Origin of the sequence: Dinoroseobacter sp. S124A, assembly GCF_049801015.1 — a bacterium.
GTDB lineage: Bacteria > Pseudomonadota > Alphaproteobacteria > Rhodobacterales > Rhodobacteraceae > Dinoroseobacter.
Genome location: NZ_JBNAGD010000002.1, coordinates 1 through 17,909 on the forward strand (window position 1 = coordinate 1; position 17,909 = coordinate 17,909).

General features: G+C 65.7%; 13 protein-coding genes. 7 read left to right on the forward strand and 6 right to left on the reverse strand.

Going from position 1 to position 17,909, the window contains the following annotated elements:
- Positions 1-53: 53 nt before the first annotated feature.
- Positions 54-521, reverse strand: coding sequence for a hypothetical protein (locus tag ACP15I_RS04740; protein WP_424974124.1), 468 nt, complete (start codon positions 519-521; stop codon positions 54-56).
- Positions 522-1,098: 577 nt separating this feature from the next.
- On the opposite strand from ACP15I_RS04740, the gene ACP15I_RS04745 reads away from it, so the two are divergent.
- The 5 genes from ACP15I_RS04745 (at position 1,099) to ACP15I_RS04765 (ending at position 6,474) form a co-directional block, all read left to right on the forward strand.
- Positions 1,099-2,043, forward strand: coding sequence for a GAF domain-containing protein (locus ACP15I_RS04745; protein WP_424974125.1), 945 nt, complete (start codon positions 1,099-1,101; stop codon positions 2,041-2,043).
- A gap of 150 nt (positions 2,044-2,193) precedes the next feature.
- Positions 2,194-3,294 carry an ABC transporter permease gene (locus ACP15I_RS04750; protein ID WP_424974126.1) on the forward strand — a complete coding sequence of 367 codons (1,101 nt, stop codon included), beginning with the start codon at positions 2,194-2,196 and terminating at the stop codon, positions 3,292-3,294.
- Positions 3,295-3,296: 2 nt separating this feature from the next.
- On the forward strand, positions 3,297-4,103 hold the full coding sequence (locus tag ACP15I_RS04755) for an ABC transporter ATP-binding protein (protein WP_424974127.1): 807 nt from the start codon (positions 3,297-3,299) through the stop codon (positions 4,101-4,103).
- Between the two features lie 2 nt (positions 4,104-4,105).
- Complete coding sequence (locus ACP15I_RS04760) at positions 4,106-5,845, forward strand: MlaD family protein (protein ID WP_424974128.1); 1,740 nt, start codon at positions 4,106-4,108, stop codon at positions 5,843-5,845.
- Positions 5,846-5,847: 2 nt separating this feature from the next.
- Positions 5,848-6,474, forward strand: a complete 627-nt coding sequence (locus ACP15I_RS04765; protein ID WP_424974129.1) for an ABC-type transport auxiliary lipoprotein family protein — start codon at positions 5,848-5,850, stop codon at positions 6,472-6,474.
- Here the strand turns inward: ACP15I_RS04765 and ACP15I_RS04770 are convergent.
- The 3 genes from ACP15I_RS04770 to ACP15I_RS04780 form a co-directional block, all read right to left on the reverse strand.
- Entirely contained in the window at positions 6,471-7,637 is a 1,167-nt protein-coding gene (locus ACP15I_RS04770) for an acetate/propionate family kinase (protein WP_424974130.1), read from the reverse strand. The two genes, ACP15I_RS04765 and ACP15I_RS04770, sit on opposite strands and share 4 nt — an antisense overlap.
- A 3-nt stretch (positions 7,638-7,640) precedes the next feature.
- Complete coding sequence (gene xsc, locus ACP15I_RS04775) at positions 7,641-9,419, reverse strand: sulfoacetaldehyde acetyltransferase (RefSeq protein ID WP_424974131.1); 1,779 nt, start codon at positions 9,417-9,419, stop codon at positions 7,641-7,643.
- Positions 9,420-9,517: 98 nt separating this feature from the next.
- Positions 9,518-10,984, reverse strand: a complete 1,467-nt coding sequence (locus tag ACP15I_RS04780) for a PLP-dependent aminotransferase family protein (RefSeq protein WP_424974132.1) — start codon at positions 10,982-10,984, stop codon at positions 9,518-9,520.
- 195 nt (positions 10,985-11,179) lie between these two features.
- On the opposite strand from ACP15I_RS04780, the gene ACP15I_RS04785 reads away from it, so the two are divergent.
- The gene (locus tag ACP15I_RS04785) at positions 11,180-12,565 is read left to right on the forward strand and encodes an aspartate aminotransferase family protein (protein ID WP_424968273.1); all 1,386 of its coding nucleotides are present in this window, start codon (positions 11,180-11,182) and stop codon (positions 12,563-12,565) included.
- An 11-nt stretch (positions 12,566-12,576) separates the two neighbouring features.
- Entirely contained in the window at positions 12,577-15,021 is a 2,445-nt protein-coding gene (locus ACP15I_RS04790) for a GcvT family protein (RefSeq protein ID WP_424974133.1), read from the forward strand.
- A 221-nt stretch (positions 15,022-15,242) separates the two neighbouring features.
- On the opposite strand, the gene ACP15I_RS04795 is transcribed toward ACP15I_RS04790, so the two are convergent.
- Both ACP15I_RS04795 and ACP15I_RS04800 read right to left on the reverse strand, forming a co-directional pair.
- Positions 15,243-16,811: an ABC transporter permease gene (locus ACP15I_RS04795; RefSeq protein WP_424974134.1), complete on the reverse strand. Its 1,569-nt coding sequence runs from the start codon at positions 16,809-16,811 to the stop codon at positions 15,243-15,245.
- A gap of 13 nt (positions 16,812-16,824) precedes the next feature.
- Positions 16,825-17,862, reverse strand: a complete 1,038-nt coding sequence (locus ACP15I_RS04800; RefSeq protein WP_424974135.1) for a quaternary amine ABC transporter ATP-binding protein — start codon at positions 17,860-17,862, stop codon at positions 16,825-16,827.
- Positions 17,863-17,909 lie beyond the last annotated feature (47 nt).

A 17,909-nucleotide genomic window follows, 5' to 3' on the forward strand; every position in this document is an offset into this window, starting at 1 on the left:
GAAACGCCCGCCCGGCGGGAGGAGGCCGGGCGGGGTTTGGGGGATGTTAAGGATTACTCGTTAGACGAACCCTTGGCGCCTTTGATCGCGGCCAGCTCGGCGAAGCTGTAGTCGTTTGCGTCCAGCCCGAGGGAGGCTGCGAGCTGTGCGCTTGCGCCGGTCACGCCCACGGATTGGGTCGAGACGACTGCGCCGCGCTCGGCCACGTTATAGCCGGTGTCGGTGTCGAAGCTGCCCTTGATGGCGGCCAGTTCGCCGAAGCTGTAGTCATTGGTGTCCAGGCCCAAGGTCGCGGCCAGCTGTGCATGGGCCGGGGAGATGCCGACCGACTGGGTCGAGACCACGTCGCCGCGGGGCGGGATGTTGTAGCCATTGTCGGTGTCGAAGGAGCCTTTGATCGCGGCCAGTTCGGAGAAGCTGTAAGCGCCGGGCTCGACGCCGAGCTGACGCTCGAGCTGGGAGGAGGCGAAGGCCGGAGCGGTCAGGGCGATCACGAGGGCGGATGTCAGAGCGAGTTTCATTTCAGTAGTCCTTTCAGTGTGTTACGCGGCCTGAATGTGCGTTGCGAGCCGCGGTGTTGTGTGTGTCGGCGGTGTGTGTCGCTGCCGATGAGTTGGATTTGGGGCGGTTGGGCCGGGAATGAAATGGCGATGATGAGAGAGGCTGTTGCGCGCTGACGCACATCACGCTCGCGCGATCAGGCCTTCTGCGCGGGGCGCCGGTGCCTGTCGGGAAAACGAAACCATTCCAGAGACTTACCCCAAAACACCCCCTCACGCCCCGGTGATGTTTCCAACACCGCCCGCCCAGAGCCCGAAACCTCACGCCACGCGTGACAGAAAAAACACCGAAAAAAACGCACAAGACCCCTTGGCCCGGGAAAATCCCGCAGTGTCACGCGCCCCCTGCGACAAGATTCACCCCAAATTCGCGCGAAACCGCGACCAAGGCCGCATTCGGAGCGGCCCGCGGCAAGTGTAAACTGACATCACAGCGCGCAAAGCCGGGAGGGGACACACGTTTCAGGCCCGGCACGGCGCGGAGCGGACCATGGAGGGGGTTATGGGCTGCAATTTTGATGCACATGCGGCGTATGTCATGGCGACCGTCGGAAACGGAACGGCGGCGGCGCGGTCGCGGCTGGCCGCCTCCTGGACCCGGTCCATGCAAACACATCACCTCGACCCGTCCCGGCGGCAGCGCCCCGACAGGCTGACCGCGCGGCATCTCGCGGACCTGCGGGCGCAGCAGGAGGCGCTTTTGCGCGCGGCGGCTCACTCCCTCGACCACCTAACACAGGCGGTGCGCCATGCGGGCTGCGTGGTGCTTCTGGCGGATCACAAGGGCCGGATCCTCGACCATCGCTGCCAGAGGGCCGATGCGGATGTCTTTGACGCGGCGGGGCTCGTCTCGGGCGGGGACTGGAGCGAGGCGGCAGAGGGCACCAACGGGATCGGCACCTGTCTGAGCGAGGCGCGCCCGATCACCATCCACCGGGATGAGCATTTTTCAGCCCGCAATATCGCCATGACCTGCCTCAGCGCACCGATCCACGGGGCGCAGGGGGACCTTCTGGCGGTGGTCGATGTCTCTTCGGCGCGCGAGGATCAGAGCCCGGTGGCCAATGGCCTGCTCGGTGCGCTGGTGGAGCAGACTGCCCAGCAGATCGAGTTGGCGCTGTTCCAGCGCGCCTATCCAGAGGCGCGGATGGTGCTGGCGGACCCGCAATGCCTGCGCTCGGGATTTCTGGCGGTGGATGCCGATGACATCGTGCTGGGGGCGACCCATGGCGCGCGCCGGAGCTTTGGCCTCGCACCGCGCGGAGTGCTGGCGCCGCGCGCGCTCCAGGACACATTGGGACAGGACGGCGCGCGTTCGGGCTTCGAGAAGGCCGAGTATGCAGCCCTGAAGACCGCACTGATCGAGGCCGAGGGGAACGCCTCCGCCGCGGCGCGGGCGCTCGGGGTCAGCCGGGCCACTCTTTATCGCCGGATGAAGCGTGTGGCGCTCTCGCCCGGCGATCTGGACCTGCGGCCCGCCTGAGCCACCCGTGGCGCGACGGGGGCCGTGACAAGCCCTGTGTTGTCCGCTACCGCTCAGGGGACGCAAATCGCCAGCCCGGTGGACGCAACCTTGGCCACACCCGCCCCCATCACACCTGACACCGCGACTTCCCGGCCCGCGCGGATCTCGATGACGCCGCAGGATGGGGGCATGCATGTGGTGCTGTCGGGGGATCTCACGGTCTACAGCGTGTCCGAGCTGGCGCGCCAGACCGAAACCATCCCGGAGGGTGCGGTTACGGTGGATCTTGCCGGGGTCGGTCGGATCGACACGGCCGGGGCCTGGATGCTCGCGCGCCTGCATCAGCGTATGACCGAGGCGGGCGCGCAGATGCATCTGGCCGGCGCCCGGGACGAGGTCATGGCCCTGTTGACCAGCGTCACGAAATCCATGCCCGCGCCAGAGCCCGCTGAAGCGGCCCCGCCGACCAGTTTGCTGGACCGGGTGGCGGCCCTGGGCAAGCGCGTGGCCGGGTCGGTGGGCTATCTCGGCGGGCTGCTAGGTTATCTCGGCATGTTCCTGTCGCGTTTGATGCGCACCCTGCGCCATCCTCGAGAGTTCGGGCTCACCCCGCTTGTTCACCATTGCGAAGAGGTCGGGGTCAAGGCTGTGCCCATCGTCGCCCTCATGGCCTTTCTGATCGGCGTGGTGCTGGCCTTTCAGGGCGCGAGCCAGCTGCAGCAATTCGGCGCCGAGGTGTTCGTGGTCGACCTGATCGCGATCTCGATCCTGCGCGAGCTCGGCATCCTTCTGACGGCGATCATCGTGGCGGGGCGGACGGCTTCCTCTTTCACGGCGGCCATCGGCTCCATGAAGATGCGCGAAGAGATCGACGCCATGCGCACCCTCGGGCTCGACCCGGTGATGCTGCTCTTCGTGCCGCGGATCCTCGCACTGCTGATCACCCTGCCGATCCTCGGGATCATCGCAAACCTCTCGGGCCTTCTGGGCGGCGCGCTGATGAGCTGGGTCGAGCTTGGGATCTCGCCCGAGATGTTCCGCATTCGCCTGATGGAGGGGACCGATATCAGCCACCTGACCGTCGGCGTAATCAAGGCACCGTTCTTTGCGGTGATCATCGGTCTGGTGGGCTGCCATGCGGGGATGCAGGTCAAGGGCAATGCGGAATCCCTCGGCCGCATGACCTCCAGCGCGGTGGTCACGGCGATCTTTGCGGTGATCGTGACCGATGCCGCCTTCTCGATCTTCTTTGCGCAGATGGGGATGTGACCATGGCGCCGGGGTCGGATCAGGATATCGTCATTCGCCTGCGGGGCATCCGGAACCAGTTCGGCAGCCATGTTGTCCATGAAGATCTCGATCTCGATATCCGGCGGGGCGAGATCTTGGGCGTGGTCGGGGGCTCGGGCACGGGCAAGTCGGTTCTGCTGCGTACCATCGCGGGATTGCAGCGCCCGGCGGCGGGGAAGGTCGAGGTGTTGGGCGTCGATGTCCTGACCGCCGATGAAGAGACCCGCGCCACGCTTGAGAGTCGCTGGGGCGTGATGTTTCAGGATGGAGCGCTTTTCTCGTCGCTGACGGTGCGCGAGAATGTCGAGGTGCCCCTGAGGGCGGTGCCCGGGCTGGCCGCACAGGACCGGCGGGCGCTGGCAGATCTCAAGATTTCCATGGTGGGGCTGCCGCCAATTGCCGGGGACAAGTACCCGTCCGAGCTGTCGGGCGGGATGCGCAAGCGCGCGGGGCTTGCCCGGGCGCTGGCGCTGGACCCCGAGATCGTCTTTCTCGACGAGCCCACGGCGGGGCTCGACCCGATCGGGGCGGCAGATTTCGACACGCTGGTGCGGGGGCTGAGCGATGTGCTGGGCCTGACCATATTCCTCGTGACCCATGATCTGGACACGCTGCATGCGGCCTGCGACCGGATTGCTGTGCTGGCAGAGCGCAAGGTGTTGATCACCGGGACCATGCAAGAGATGATGGATGTGGATCACCCTTGGGTGCACGAGTATTTTCACGGCCCTCGGGCGCGCGCGGCACAGGACACGCTGGACGCGCGCCAGGACCAAACTGAGGGCTGAACTTGGAAACGCGCGGCAACTACATCCTGATCGGGGCCTTCACCCTTGCGGGCATCCTCGGCATCATGGCGTTCTTCCTGTTCTTCGCGCGGGTCGAGCTGGACAAGCAATTCGCCTATTACGACATCAACTTTGCCTCCGTCTCGGGGCTCAGCAACGCGTCCGATGTCCGGTTCAGCGGTCTGCCCGTGGGGCAGGTGGTCGATGTGCGCCTCTCGCCGGATCAGGACGGCACGATCCGGGTGCGGATCGAGGTGAATGCCGACACGCCCGTGCGGGTGGACAGTGTCGCCACCATCGAGGCGCAGGGCGTGACCGGGGTGTCCTTCGTGGGGATCGATGCGGGCACGTCCGATGCGGCCCTGCTGCGCGTGGCCTCCGGGGACGTGATCCCCGAGATCACCGCCGGACGCTCGATCCTGCAAACCCTGTCGGAGGAAGCGCCGCAGATCCTGACCGGCTCGCTCGAGATCGTGCAGGAGGTCCGGTCGCTCTTTTCCGATGACAATCGGGAGCTGGTGCGGAACATCCTCGAAAACGCCGAGACCGCCTCCGAGGATTTTCTGGACTCGCTCCAGAATCTCACGGGCATGGCCGATACGGTCACGCAATTCGCCGATGAGATCAGCCGGTTCAACACCACGCTCACGACCCTCTCGGGGGAGCTGACGGATGTGCTCTCCTCGGCCAATACCACGCTGCTGTCCATCGGCGAGCTGGCCGAAGAGACCAAGGGGCTGGTCGACCAGGGGTCCGACACGCTGGTCACCCTTCAATCAAGCCTCGGGACCGCCGAGACCTATGTGGCCAATGACCTCGTGGCCGCGACCGAAGCCGCGCGGGGCCTGATGGACGAGCTGCGCGCGGATGCCGAGGCGCTCAGCACCGAGGCGCAGGCCCTGATGGTCACGGCGGGCGGGACCGGGGCCGAGGCCACCGCGCGGCTCGAAGAGCTGGCCCAGACCATCGTCGCCGTCGAACGCCTTGTCGCGACCCTGCAGACCACCAGCACCGATGTGGGCACCGCCGTGCGCCGGATCGACGGGCTGATCGAGGAGGAGGGCGCGCCGCTCGTGACCGAGACCCGCGCAATGGTCGCCACGGCCACCCAGGCGTTGGATGCGTTGAATGCAGCCGCCACGGTGGATCTGCCGGCGATCGTTGCGGATGTGCGCAGCGCGACCGAGACGGCGACCCGTGTGATTGCGGAAGTGGGTGCTGACCTTTCTTCCGCTGCGGCGGGCACGGATACACTTGTCGCATTGGCAGAGACCACGCTGGCCGATGTCTCGCTGACCTTCCGCAACGCCAACGAGACCCTGAGCGAGTTCAACGAAGCGCTCGAGATCGGGGATCAGGCGATGATTGCGGCGGAGGCGGCGTTCTCCTCTGCGGACCGTGTGCTCGATACGGAGCTTTCGGGCATCTTCGCCTCGGTCGAGGCGACGCTGGATGCGCTCACCGGGGCGGTCGACCAGGTCTCGGACGAGCTGCCCGAGATCTCGGGCGATCTGCGTGCGGCCAGTGCGGCAGCGGCGGAGGCCTTTGCCGCGCTGCAATCGCTGGCTGAGACCTCGGCCCCGGATGTGGCCGAGTTCACAGAGACCGCGCTGCCGCTTTACACGCGGCTGGCGCAGGATGCGCGGGTGCTGATCCGCAATCTCGATCAGCTCACCTTGCAGTTGGAAAGGAACCCGACCCGGTTCTTCTTCGACCAGAACGCCCCGGAATTCAGGAGATAACCATGGCCAGACCGCAGAAGATCCGCGCCTCGGCGCTTGGCCTCGGGCTGGCGCTCGCGCTGTCGGGCTGCTCGGCAATTACCGCGATCAGCGATGCCTCCAAGACGCTGGAGGTCTATGAGCTGCGCGCGCCCGAGATCCAGCCCGCGGGCCGGTCCTTTGGGTTGGACGTGGTGATCGAGGAGCCGACGACGAGCGGCGCGCTGCAGACCGACCGGATCATGATCCGCCCCGACCCCTTGCAGGCGCAATACCTCCCCGGTGTGCGGTGGAGCGAGACGACCCCGGTCATGCTCCAGACCCTGATGCTCCGCAGTCTCGAGCAGAGCCAGGCCCTGCGCTATGTCGGGCGCACGCCGCTGGGGATCAGTGGTGATGTCGCGGTGCTGACCGAGCTGGTGGATTTCCAGGCCGAGGTCGCGCCCGATGGCGAGACCGGCACGGTGGAGTTGCGGCTGATTTCGCGTGTGGTGCGCGAAAGCGATATCCGCATCCTCGGCACCCGGACCTTCGCCGCCCGGGCGATCCTGCCCTCGGTGGAGGAGGCTGCCGTGATTGCGGGCTTCGATCAGGCCGCCTCGCAGCTTCTGTCCGAGCATGCGGCCTGGGTCCTGTCGGTGCTGCGCTAGGCGCGGTCGGCGTCCAGCACGCGCAGGGCATCGGCCGCCAGCATCCGCTCTTCTTCGGCCTTGATGATCCAGACCCCGCAGGCCGCCCCCTCTGGGTGCAGGCGCGTCTGTCCCGCGGCATTGGCCTCGGGTGCGATCTGCGCCCCGGCCCATTCCAGCCCCGCGATGATCCGCGCGCGGATCTCGGTCGCGTTCTCGCCGATCCCGCCGGTGAAGGCGATCGCATCCAGCCCGCCCATCGCCGCCATGAGCGAGCCCGCATGGCGCTGCGCCCAGTAGCAGAAATGATCGACCGCGAACTGGCTGTCCTCGGCCTCATCCGCGAGCAGGGCGCGCATATCCGTCAACCCGCCCGAGAGGCCCTTGAGCCCGCTTTCATTGTTCAGAACCTTGCGCGCAGCCTCGATCCCGACCCGGTCCGCGAGGGCCAGCACCGCGTTGCCGTCAATCGCCCCGCAGCGCGTGCCCATGGTCAACCCATCGAGCGGTGAATAGCCCATGGTGGTCGCCACCGAGTGTCCGTTACGGATCGCGCAGATCGAGGCGCCATTGCCCAGATGCAACGCCAGCAGGCGCGCGGGCAGGGGGGTGCCGGTGACGTCTTCCCAGCCCGAGACCATGGCCGCGTAGCTCTGGCCGTGGAAGCCGTAGCGGCGCAGGCTCTCGGTCTCCGCAATCGCGGGCAGGGCGTAGCGCTGCGCAACCTCCGGAGCGGTGGCGTGGAACGCCGTGTCAAAGCTCGCGCATTGAGGAAGGTCCGGCACCAGCGCCGAGAGCGTGTCGATTGCCGCGAGGTTATGGGGATTGTGCAGCGGCGCGAGGGGGATGCAGCGGGCGATCTCCGCGCGCGTCTCGGGCGTCACACGCACCGGTCGCGTCAATACCGTGCCGCCATGCACCACGCGATGGGCCACCGCCCGCAAGTTGTGGGGAGAGATCCCGCGCGCCTTGAGCGCATCTAGGATGGCCGACAGCGCCGCCCCATGATCGGGCAGCGCCGTGGCCTGTTTCATATCGCCGATCTTCAGGACCGCGTCGCCGCCAATGGCCTCGACCGCGCCCGAAAGCCTCTCCGACAGGGTCCCGTCGAAGAGGGCGATCTTGATCGAGGACGACCCGGCATTGACCACAAGGATCAGATCGTCCGGGTGCGTCCCCGCCATGGCTCAGGCGTCCTGCGGAACCATGTCGTCCGCCGAGATCCCGGCCACGCTGACCGGTTTCTTCATGGCGTCGCGACGGAAGGGCTCGCCCAGCTCCTGGTTCAGCATGGCCTCGATCAGGGTCGTGGTGCCGTTTTCCATCTGCTCCTTGATGGCGGTGTTCAGCGCCTCGGTGAGCTCCTCCATGGTGCGGGCCACGACGCCTTTCAGGCCGCAGGCCTTGGCGATGCCCGCATAGCTGACTTCCTCGTCGAGCTCGGTGCCCACGAAGTTGTCGTCGAACCACAGGGTGGAGTTCCGCTTTTCCGCGCCCCACTGGTAGTTGCGGAAGACGATCTGCGTGATCCCCGGCCACTCGCCGCGACCGATGGCCGTCAGCTCGTTCACCGCGATCCCGAAGGCGCCGTCACCTGCAAAGCCGACCACGGGCACATCCGGGCAGGCGATCTTGGCGCCGACAATCGCCGGCAGGCCGTAGCCGCAGGGCCCAAAGAGACCGGGGGCGAGGTATTTGCGGCCCTTCTCGAAGCTCGGATAGGCGTTGCCGATGGCGCAGTTGTTGCCGATATCCGAGCTGATGATGGCCTCGCGGGGCAGGGCGGCCTGAATGGCGCGCCAGGCCATGCGGGGGCTCATCCAGTCGGGCTTGGCGCTGCGGGCGCGCTCGTTCCAGCTGGTGCCGGGATCGTCATCCTCGTGATCCATGGAGCTGAGCTGCTGCGCCCAGCGGGACTTCATCTCGGCGATCCGGTTCTTGCGCTCGGCGCGGCCGGCATCGCCCGCATCCTCGCTGAGCTGCGATAGGATCCCGTTGGCCGCCTTGGCCGCGTCGCCCACGATGCTGACGCTGACCTTCTTGGTCAGGCCGATCCGGTCGGGGTTGATGTCGACCTGAATGATCTTGGCATCGGCGGGCCAGTATTCCATCCCGTAGCCGGGCAGGGTCGAGAACGGGTTCAGGCGGGTGCCGAGGGCGAGGACGACATCGGCCTCCTTGATCAGCTCCATGGCGGCCTTGGAGCCGTTATAGCCCAGCGGCCCGGCAAAGAGCGGGTGCGAGCCCGGGAAGGCGTCATTGTGCTGGTAGCCCACGCAGACCGGCGCATCGAGACGCTCGGCCAAAGCCTGGCTTGCGGCGATCCCGCCCTCGGACAGGACGACACCCGCGCCGTTCAGGATCACCGGGTTCTTGGCCTCCGACAGCAGGGCCGCCGCGCGTGCCACAGAGGTTTCGCCACCGGGGGAGCGTTCGAATTCGATCGGATCGGGGATCTCGATATCGACAATCTGGGTCCAGTAGTCGCGCGGGATGTTTAGCTGCGCCGGACCGGAGAGGGTCTTGGCCTTGGAAATCACGCGGGTCAGCACCTCGGCCACACGGGTCGGGTCGCGGACCTCTTCCTGATAGGCGACCATGTCGCGGAAGAGTGCCATCTGCTCGACTTCCTGGAAGCCGCCCTGACCGATGGTCTTGTTGGCCGCCTGGGGCGTGACCAGCAACAGCGGCGTGTGGTTCCAATAGGCGGTTTTCACGGCCGTCACGAAATTGGTGATGCCCGGCCCGTTCTGGGCGATCATCATCGACATCTTGCCGCTGGCGCGGGTGAAGCCGTCGGCCATCATCCCCGCTGAGCCCTCATGGGCGCAGTCCCAGAACGTGATGCCCGCCTGGGGAAACAGGTCCGAGATCGGCATCATGGCCGAGCCGATGATCCCGAACGCATGGGAGATCCCATGGCGTTGGAGCACTTTTACGAATGCTTCTTCCGTCGTCATCTGCATGGTTTTCTCCCTCATGATGGCTATCGCACCTGCGACAAGTTTGGCCGCAATTTGGTCGGGAACGGCCCCCGCTCATAGGGCCAGATGATCGGGCCATATCAGTCCAGTTGCGCAATCCCGTCCGCGATCATGCGAATGCCCTGCGGGATCCGGTCCGCGGGAATCGAGGAATAGGCCAGCCTGTAGAAGTTCCGATGCCGCCGCGCTGGGTCAAAGAAGGCCGCCCCCGGCTCGATCACCACGCCCCGGCTATGGAGCTGCTGGGCCAGCACTTCGGTGTCCACATGGTCCGGCGCCCGCATCCACAGGGCCGATCCCCCGTTCATGGGCGGCGAGGCGATCATCAACCCCGTTTCGGTGATCGCTTCCTCCATCACCCGGCGGCGCTGCTCATAGGTTTTGCGCATCCGGTTGACCTGCGCCTCGATATGGCCGCGCGACAGGAAATTCGCCGTAGTCCGCTGGATCAGTCCCGGCGGATGGCGCAGGATCGTGCCACGCAGCCGCCGCGCGCCCGACACGAAGGCCTCGGGCGCCACGAGATAGCCCAGGCGCAGGCCCGGAAATAGCGATTTCGAAAACGAGCCCACATATATGACCGAGCCATGGGTGTCCAAGGCCTTGAGCGAGGGGGTCACGGGGCGTCCGAAGCCAAGCTCGAATTCATAGTCATCCTCGACGATGACAAACCCGCCCTCGGCCGCTTTCTTCAGCAGCGCTTTGCGCCGGGCCAGCGGCATGGCGGCGTTGGTGGGGCATTGGTGGCTGACGGTGGTAAAGAGCACATCGAGCGCCTCGGGCAGGTTCTCGGGCGGCAGGCCCTCGGCGTCGATATCCACGCTTTCCATATGGCAGCGCGTGTCACCGAGGATCTGGCGCAGGCTCGGATAGCCCGGGTTCTCAAGCACCGCGCGCCGCCTCTGTGTCAGCAAAAGCTGGGCGCAGATCCACAGGGCGTTCTGCGCGCCCATGGTGATCAGGATCTGGTCCGGGCGCGCCGCGATCCCGCGCCGGGGCAGGATATGGCGCTGGATATACTCAACCAGCTTGGGGTCGTCGCTCTCGTAATGGTCGGCGGTGAGGCTGTCGAATTCGCGGCGCCCCAGGGCCTCGACCGCGCAGATCCGCCAGTTCTGATGGTCGAACAGGGTCGGATCGGTCTGGCCGTACAGAAACGGGTAGGGATAGGTCTGCCAATCCACGGGGCGCGAGATGCGGTCGGGCGCGGTCTCGCGATGGGACATCAGGCGCGACCAGTCCACCACACTCTCATAGCTCCGGCGGCTCTGGGTCAGGCTCGGCGCCATGGGGGCGGTGTCCGAGACATAGTAGCCCGAGCGCCCGCGCGAGACGAGATAGTCGTCCGCCACCAGATCCGTATAGGCGATGGTCACGGTGATCCGGCTCACCCCGATTTGCTTGGCCAGCCCCCGGCTCGACGGCATCCGGTCGCCGGGCTGGAAACGGCCCGACAGGATCCCGTCCACCACGAGGCGGCGAATCCGGTGTTGGTGGGTGCCTTCCCCATCCGGGTCAAAGGCAAAGGTCTCGGGCAACAGGTCCATCTCTGGACTCATAATGCCGCAGAATTGGTCAGGGCGCTAGGTCCAGAGGCAACAGCCTGTGCCGCGCGGATTTTCGGGACGCACCCAGCTCTGGCCTTATAGGCCGGTGCAAGCTGGCCCTATCGCTCGGCAGTCTGTCTCGGCAGGGTCTCGTCAGTGCGCATTTTGCGCGTCCTCTCACGACAGGATTTTCCGATGACCACGCATGTTGCGCCGAACGACCTGAGCCACGTGATCGAAGCGGATCGCGCTCATCAATGGCACCACCTGATGAACCACAAGCCTTTCGAGACCGTGGACCCGCGGATCATCGTCGAGGGCAAGGGCCTGCGCGTCTGGGACGCCAAGGGCAAAGAGCATCTCGATGCGGTCTCTGGCGGTCTGTGGACCGTCAATGTCGGCTATGGCCGCGAGCGGATCGCCAATGCGGTGCGCGATCAGCTGATGCAGATGTGCTTTTTCTCGAACTCGCTGGGCACCATCCCCGGCGCGACCTTCGCCGAGATGCTGATCGACAAGATGCCCGGCATGAGCCGCGTCTACTATGCGAGCTCCGGTTCCGAGGCGAATGAGAAAGCGTTCAAAATGGTGCGCCAGATTGCACATAAGGTGCATGGCGGCCGCAAGACCAAGATCCTCTACCGCGAGCGTGACTACCACGGCTCGACCCTGGCGACGATGTCCGCCGGCGGCCAGTGGGAGCGCAAGGCGCAGTATGGCCCCTTCGCCCCGGATTTCGTCGAAGTACCCCATTGCCTCGAATATCGCGCCCAGTGGGATTGCGAGAATTATGGCGAGCGTGCTGCCGATGCCATCGAAGAGGTCATCCTGCGCGAGGGGCCGGACACGGTCGGGGCCCTCTGCCTTGAGCCGGTGACCGCAGGCGGTGGCGTCATCACCCCGCCCGAGGGCTACTGGCAGCGCGTGCAGGAAATCTGCCGCAAGTATGACGTGCTTTTGCATATCGACGAGGTGGTCTGCGGCCTCGGGCGGACGGGCAAGTGGTTCGGGTATCAGCAATACGGCATCGAGCCCGATTTCGTGACCATGGCCAAGGGGGTTGCCTCGGGCTATGCGGCGATCTCCTGCATGGTGACCACCGAGAAGGTGTTCGAGATGTTCAAATCCGAAGCCGGCGCGCCGCTGGACTACTTCCGCGATATCTCCACCTTCGGGGGCTGCACCGCCGGTCCGGCCGCCGCGATCGAGAACATGAAGATCATCGAGGAAGAGGATCTGCTCGGGAACACCAATGCGATGCATGAGCGTCTGATGGGAAATCTCGGCGACCTGATGGAAAAGCACCGGGTGGTCGGCGATGTCCGCGGCAAGGGCCTGTTCTGTGGCGCCGAGCTGGTGGCGGACCGGCTCACCAAAGAGCCCGCCGCCGAGGCCAAGGTTCAGGCGGTCGTGGCCGATTGCATGGCCCAGGGTGTCATCGTCGGGGCAACCAACCGCTCCTTGCCGGGCTTCAACAACACCCTGTGCTTCAGCCCCGCGCTGATCGCCAGCGCAGATGATATCGACGAAATCACCGATGCGGTCGATGGCGCACTCACCCGCGTCTTTGGCCAGCACTGAAGAGGCTTGAGATGAGCGAGTTTCCAACAACCGCGCGTGTTGTGATCATTGGAGGGGGCGCCGTTGGCGTCTCCTCCTTGTACCATCTGGCGATGGCGGGCTGGACCGATTGCGTCCTGCTTGAAAAGAACGAGCTGACCGCAGGCTCGACCTGGCATGCGGCGGGCAACTGCCCGAACTTCTCGGCCTCCTGGGCGGTGATGAACATGCAGCGCTACTCGCTGGAGATGTATCGCGGGCTGGCCGACAAGGTCGATTACCCGATGAACTACCATGTGACCGGCGCCCTGCGTCTGGCGCATTCCAAGACACGCATGCAGGAATTCGAGCGCGTCGCCTCCATGGCGCGCTATCAGGGGCTCGAGATGCAGATGCTCACCCCCAAGGAGATGCAGGACTACTATCCCTTCATGGAGACCCATGATCTGGCCGGTGGTCTCTGGGATGAGCTTGACGGCGATATCGACCCCGCGCAGCTGACCCAGGCCATGGCCAAGGGCGCGCGTGAGCTCGGCGGCCAGATCCACCGCTTCACCCCGGCGACCGGCGTCAGCCGCGAGGGCAATGAGTGGATCGTCCACACCGAGAAGGGCGATATCCGCTGCGAGTTCGTTGTGAACTGTGGTGGCTACTACGCGCGGCGCATTGGCGAGTGGTTCCGCCCCTTCGGCGGGCGCGACGTGCCGGTGACGGTCATGTCCCACCAGTATTTCCTGACCGAGCCGGTGGCCGAGATCGAAGCCTGGAGCAAGGAGAACGGTCGCAAGCTGCCGATGATCCGCGACGTGGACAGCTCGTATTACCTGCGGCAGGACAAGTATGGCCTGAACCTCGGGCCCTATGAGCGCAATTGCAAGGCGCACTGGATCTCGGACGATGATCCGATGCCCGAGGATTTCAGCTTCCAGCTTTATCCGGACGATCTCGATCGGCTCGAGTGGTATATCGAGGACGCGATGGAAAGGGTGCCGCTGCTGGGCACCTCCGGCGTGGGCCGGGTCATCAACGGCCCGATCCCCTACGCGCCGGACGGGCTGCCCCTGATCGGGCCGATGCCCGGCGTGCCCAATGCATTCGAGGCCCATGCCTTTACCTTCGGGATTGTGCAGGCCGGGGGCGCGGGCAAGGTGCTGGCCGAGTGGATCACCGAGGGCGAGACCGAGTGGGACATGTGGGCCGTCGATCCGCGCCGCTATACCGGCTGCGCCGACGAGAGCTTCAGCCGCGCCAAGGCGCTGGAAACCTATGGCCACGAATACGCCATGCACTTCCCGCATCATGAATGGCCCGCCGGACGGAACAAGGTCCTGTCGCCGCTGCATTCCCGGCTCGAGGGCGCAGGCGCGCAATTCGGCGCCTATAATGGATGGGAGCGGGCGAACTGGTTCGCCAAGGACGGCGATGACACGTCCGAGGCGGCCACCGAGACATGGGAGCGTGACGGTCCCTGGCAGCAGCGCGTCGAAGAGGAATGCGCCGCCGTGCGCGATGGCTGCGGTGTGCTGGCGATCTCGGGCTTCAGCCGGATGCGGGTCACGGGCCCCGGCGCGCGGGACTATGTGGACAGCCTGACCGCCTCCAAGCTGCCCAGCCCGGGCCGCGTGGGTCTGGCCTATTTCGCCGATAGTCGCGGGCGGATCGTGACCGAGATGTCCGTGACCGTCGTGTCCGAGACCGAGGTCAACCTGATCACGGCGGCCTTCGCCCAGTGGCATGATGCCGAGCTGCTCTGGCGTCAGGCGCCCGAGGGGATCACGGTCGAGGATGTGTCCGCAGAGTCCGAATGCCTGCTTGTCACCGGCCCCAAGGCGCGCGAGATCCTCGCGCCACTGACCGAAGGCCATGACCTGAGCGGCAAATGGTTGACCTGCAGCTTGGAGGGCACGGTCGCGGGCAAGCCCTGCCGCCTCTTCCGCGTGAGCTTTGCCGGAGAGCTGGGCTGGGAAATCCACTGCCCGATCGCCGACACCCCGGCGATCTGGGATGCGGTCACCGCAGCGGGCGCGCAGCCCTTCGGGATGTACGCGCTCAACGCGCTGCGGATCGAGAAGGGCTACCGCTCGTGGAAGGGGGATCTGTCGTCGGACTACTCGCTGCTCGAGGCCGGGCTGAACCGCTTCGTCGATCTGACCAAAGAGGACTTCCCGGGGCGCGCGGCCCTGCTCGCCGAGCAGCAGCGCGGGGTGGCCAAGCAGGCGGTCGGGCTGCGGCTCGATGATTGCCCGCAGGACGCGCCCTATATGTCGCTCGTCTGGGACGGGGACCGTCTGGTCGGTGAAACCACCAGCAGTGCCTATGGCCACCGTGTCGGCGGTCTCTTGGCGATTGCCATGATCGAGACCGGTGCGGCCGAGACCGGCACCACGCTCGAGGTTGAAATCTTCGGCAAGCGCGTGGCGGCGGTCGTCTCGGACATGCCGTTCTGGGACCCGAAAAACGAGCGCATCCGCGCCTGAGCGATCCGACAGGGAGGATCCGGGAGGATGGGGACGTAAGGCGACGCTCGGGGGATCGAGCGCTTGCGTCCCTCCCTCCAAGGGAGGCTGGCCGCAAGGTCAAAAGAAAACACCGCCATGCGGAGGAGCGTGGCGGTGTTTTTTTGTCGGCGCTGCGGGGCCCATGGGCGCCGCGCGGGGCGGGGCAGGGCGGCCCGAAGGCCGCCACCTTCCCTGGGCGATCAGGCCTCCTGGTCTTTGCGGCGGAACGCGCCCTGGACGATGCGGTCCATGACCATGGCGACGAAGAGGATGGCGAAACCACCCAGCAGGCCGGGACCCTTGGCTGCGAATTGCAGCGCTTCGAGGATCTCCTTGCCGAGGCCCCCGCCGCCGATCAGCGAGATGATCACCACCATCGACAGGCACATCAGGATCGTCTGGTTCACCCCGGTCATGATCGAGGGCAGCGCGAGCGGCACCTCCACATCCTTCAGGAGCTGCCATTTCGATGCCCCGAAGGCCACGGCGGCCTCCTTGATGCTCTCGGGCACACCGCGCATCCCCAGGGCCGTCAGGCGGATCACCGGCGGCATGCCGAAGATGATCGTGGCCAGAATGCCCGGCGGGTTGCCGGTGCCGAAGAAGGCGATGATCGGGATCAGATAGACGAAGGCCGGCAGGGTCTGCATCAGGTCGAGCACCGGCTCGGCGAAACGGTAAGCCCGGCGCGACTTGCCGAACCAGATGCCCAGCGGAATGCCGATCACCACGCAGAGGATCACCGCCGAGCCCACAAGGGCCACGGTCTCCATCGCGAGCGCCCAGTAGCCGAGCAGCGCGATATAGGCCAGACAGGCAGCGGTGAAGATCGCCACCCGCGGTCCGGCGGAACGCCAGGCCACCACGCAGATCACCAGCATGACCACCGGCCAGGGCGTATCGATCAACGCCACGGTCAGGGCATCGAGCACTGCGCGCACGGTGGCCACGATGCCATCGAACACATCCGCACCGGCAATGGCCGCCGCGTCGATCTTGGCCTCCATCCAGCTCGCCAGAGCTGAAAACAACCGTCCATTGCCTTCGCCGAGAAACAGCGCCGAGGCCTGGTCTTCGGGGAACTCGTCGAGGAAAGGCAGCGCGCGCGAGGCGGTGAACTTGAAGATGATCAGAGGCGCGATCGCCGCCGTCAGGATCGCCCCGAGCGCAGTGTTGCGGTTGTTCTGCCCGCTCTCCGTGGTCTCGGGATCGATCCGCCAGCGCGAATACTGCTTTTCATAGACCTGGTTGGCATAAAGTCCCTGGATCAGCTTGACCACGACCAGCATGACCAGACCCGTGATCAGGATCCCCGTGGTCTCGGCCTGCGCGGCCTCGGCCTGGGCGATGGTGTTCTGGGCCGCCCGCCCGATATTGTCGGCCAGCCGTTCGAACCGGTCGATATCGGATTGTTCGGTGGAGGCCGCCGCGCGGTCGAGAAATTCCTGCGCCCGGGCCTGCTGGCCGGCGGCGCGCTCGAAGAGCTCTGCGCCCGGGTTGCCCCAGGCCCCGCGTCCGATCTGCACCCAGGCGATGATCTCAAGGATCAGGAAGGCCCAGAACATCCCCCAGATCGCCCGGGAGGCCGCCCAGAGGGGCCCCAGAGCCGCCGCCCATTTGTTGAACGTGTTGGGCAGGGGGCTCGTGCTGTCATGGATCTTGTGAAAGGCCTCGCAGTAATACTCCCCGTTGGGGCCTGCGAATTCCTTGATCGACGCGTCCAGCGCGTCGGTATCCACCTGGATATCCGAGGCGGCGGTTACCTTCATTTCTGTAGCAGGATCACTCATCTTTGCCCCCCTGGATGCCGCGGAGCAGGCGCGGTTTCGTCACCAGGCCCACATCGGTGCCGCCATCGGTGATGACGACCGGTTGTTCTGTCGTGACCGCAAGATCGATCAGCTGGTCGAGATCGGCCCCGTGATCGGCCCGCGGCGCCCCGTCGAGGGAGCCGGAATAGCTCTCGAGCGGCTGCATGATCGAGCTGGCCTTCACGAGCTTGAGCTTCGAGATGCCCTGCACGAATTCGCGCACGTAATCATCGGCGGGGTTCATGACGATCTCTTCGGGGGTGCCGATCTGGACGATCACACCATCCTTCATGATCGCGATGCGATGGCCGATGCGGATCGCCTCGTCGAGGTCATGGGTGATGAAGAGCGTGGTCTTCTTCAGCTGGGCCACCAGCGCCTTGAACTGGTCCTGCAGCTGCAGGCGGATCAGCGGGTCGAGCGCCGAGAAGGGCTCGTCCATGAGCAGGATTTCCGGGTCAGAGGCCAGAGCGCGGGCAATGCCCACCCGCTGCTGCATGCCGCCCGAAAGCTCCTTGGGCAGCCGGTCCTCGTAGCCGTTGAGGTTCACCAGACCCAGCGCGTGATCCGAGACCGCCCAGCGTTTGGATTTCGGGACTTTGCGGATCTCGAGCGGATAGGCGACGTTCTCGCGCACAGAGCGGTGCGGCATCAGCGCCATGTGCTGGAACACCATCCCGATCTGCTGCGCCCGGATGCGCCGCAGCTCGCTTTCCGAGATCGACGAGACGTCCTGCCCCATGATCTCGATCGTGCCCGATGTCGGTTCGATCAGCCGGTTGATGTGACGGACCAGTGTCGACTTGCCCGATCCGGACAAACCCATGATGCAAAAAATCTCGCCGCGGGAAACTTCGAATGTGGCGTTCTGCACCCCGACCACGCAGCCGAATTTATCCAGAACCTGTGGCTTCGTGAGCCCCTCGCTCAGCACCGCTTTCATCGCGTCATTTGCTTGAGCACCGAATATTTTCCACACGCCGTCCAGTTTAACGACAGTGTCTTCCATGTTGTCCCCCGATATGCCCTGAGGCCGTCTTGCAATACAAAAAGGCC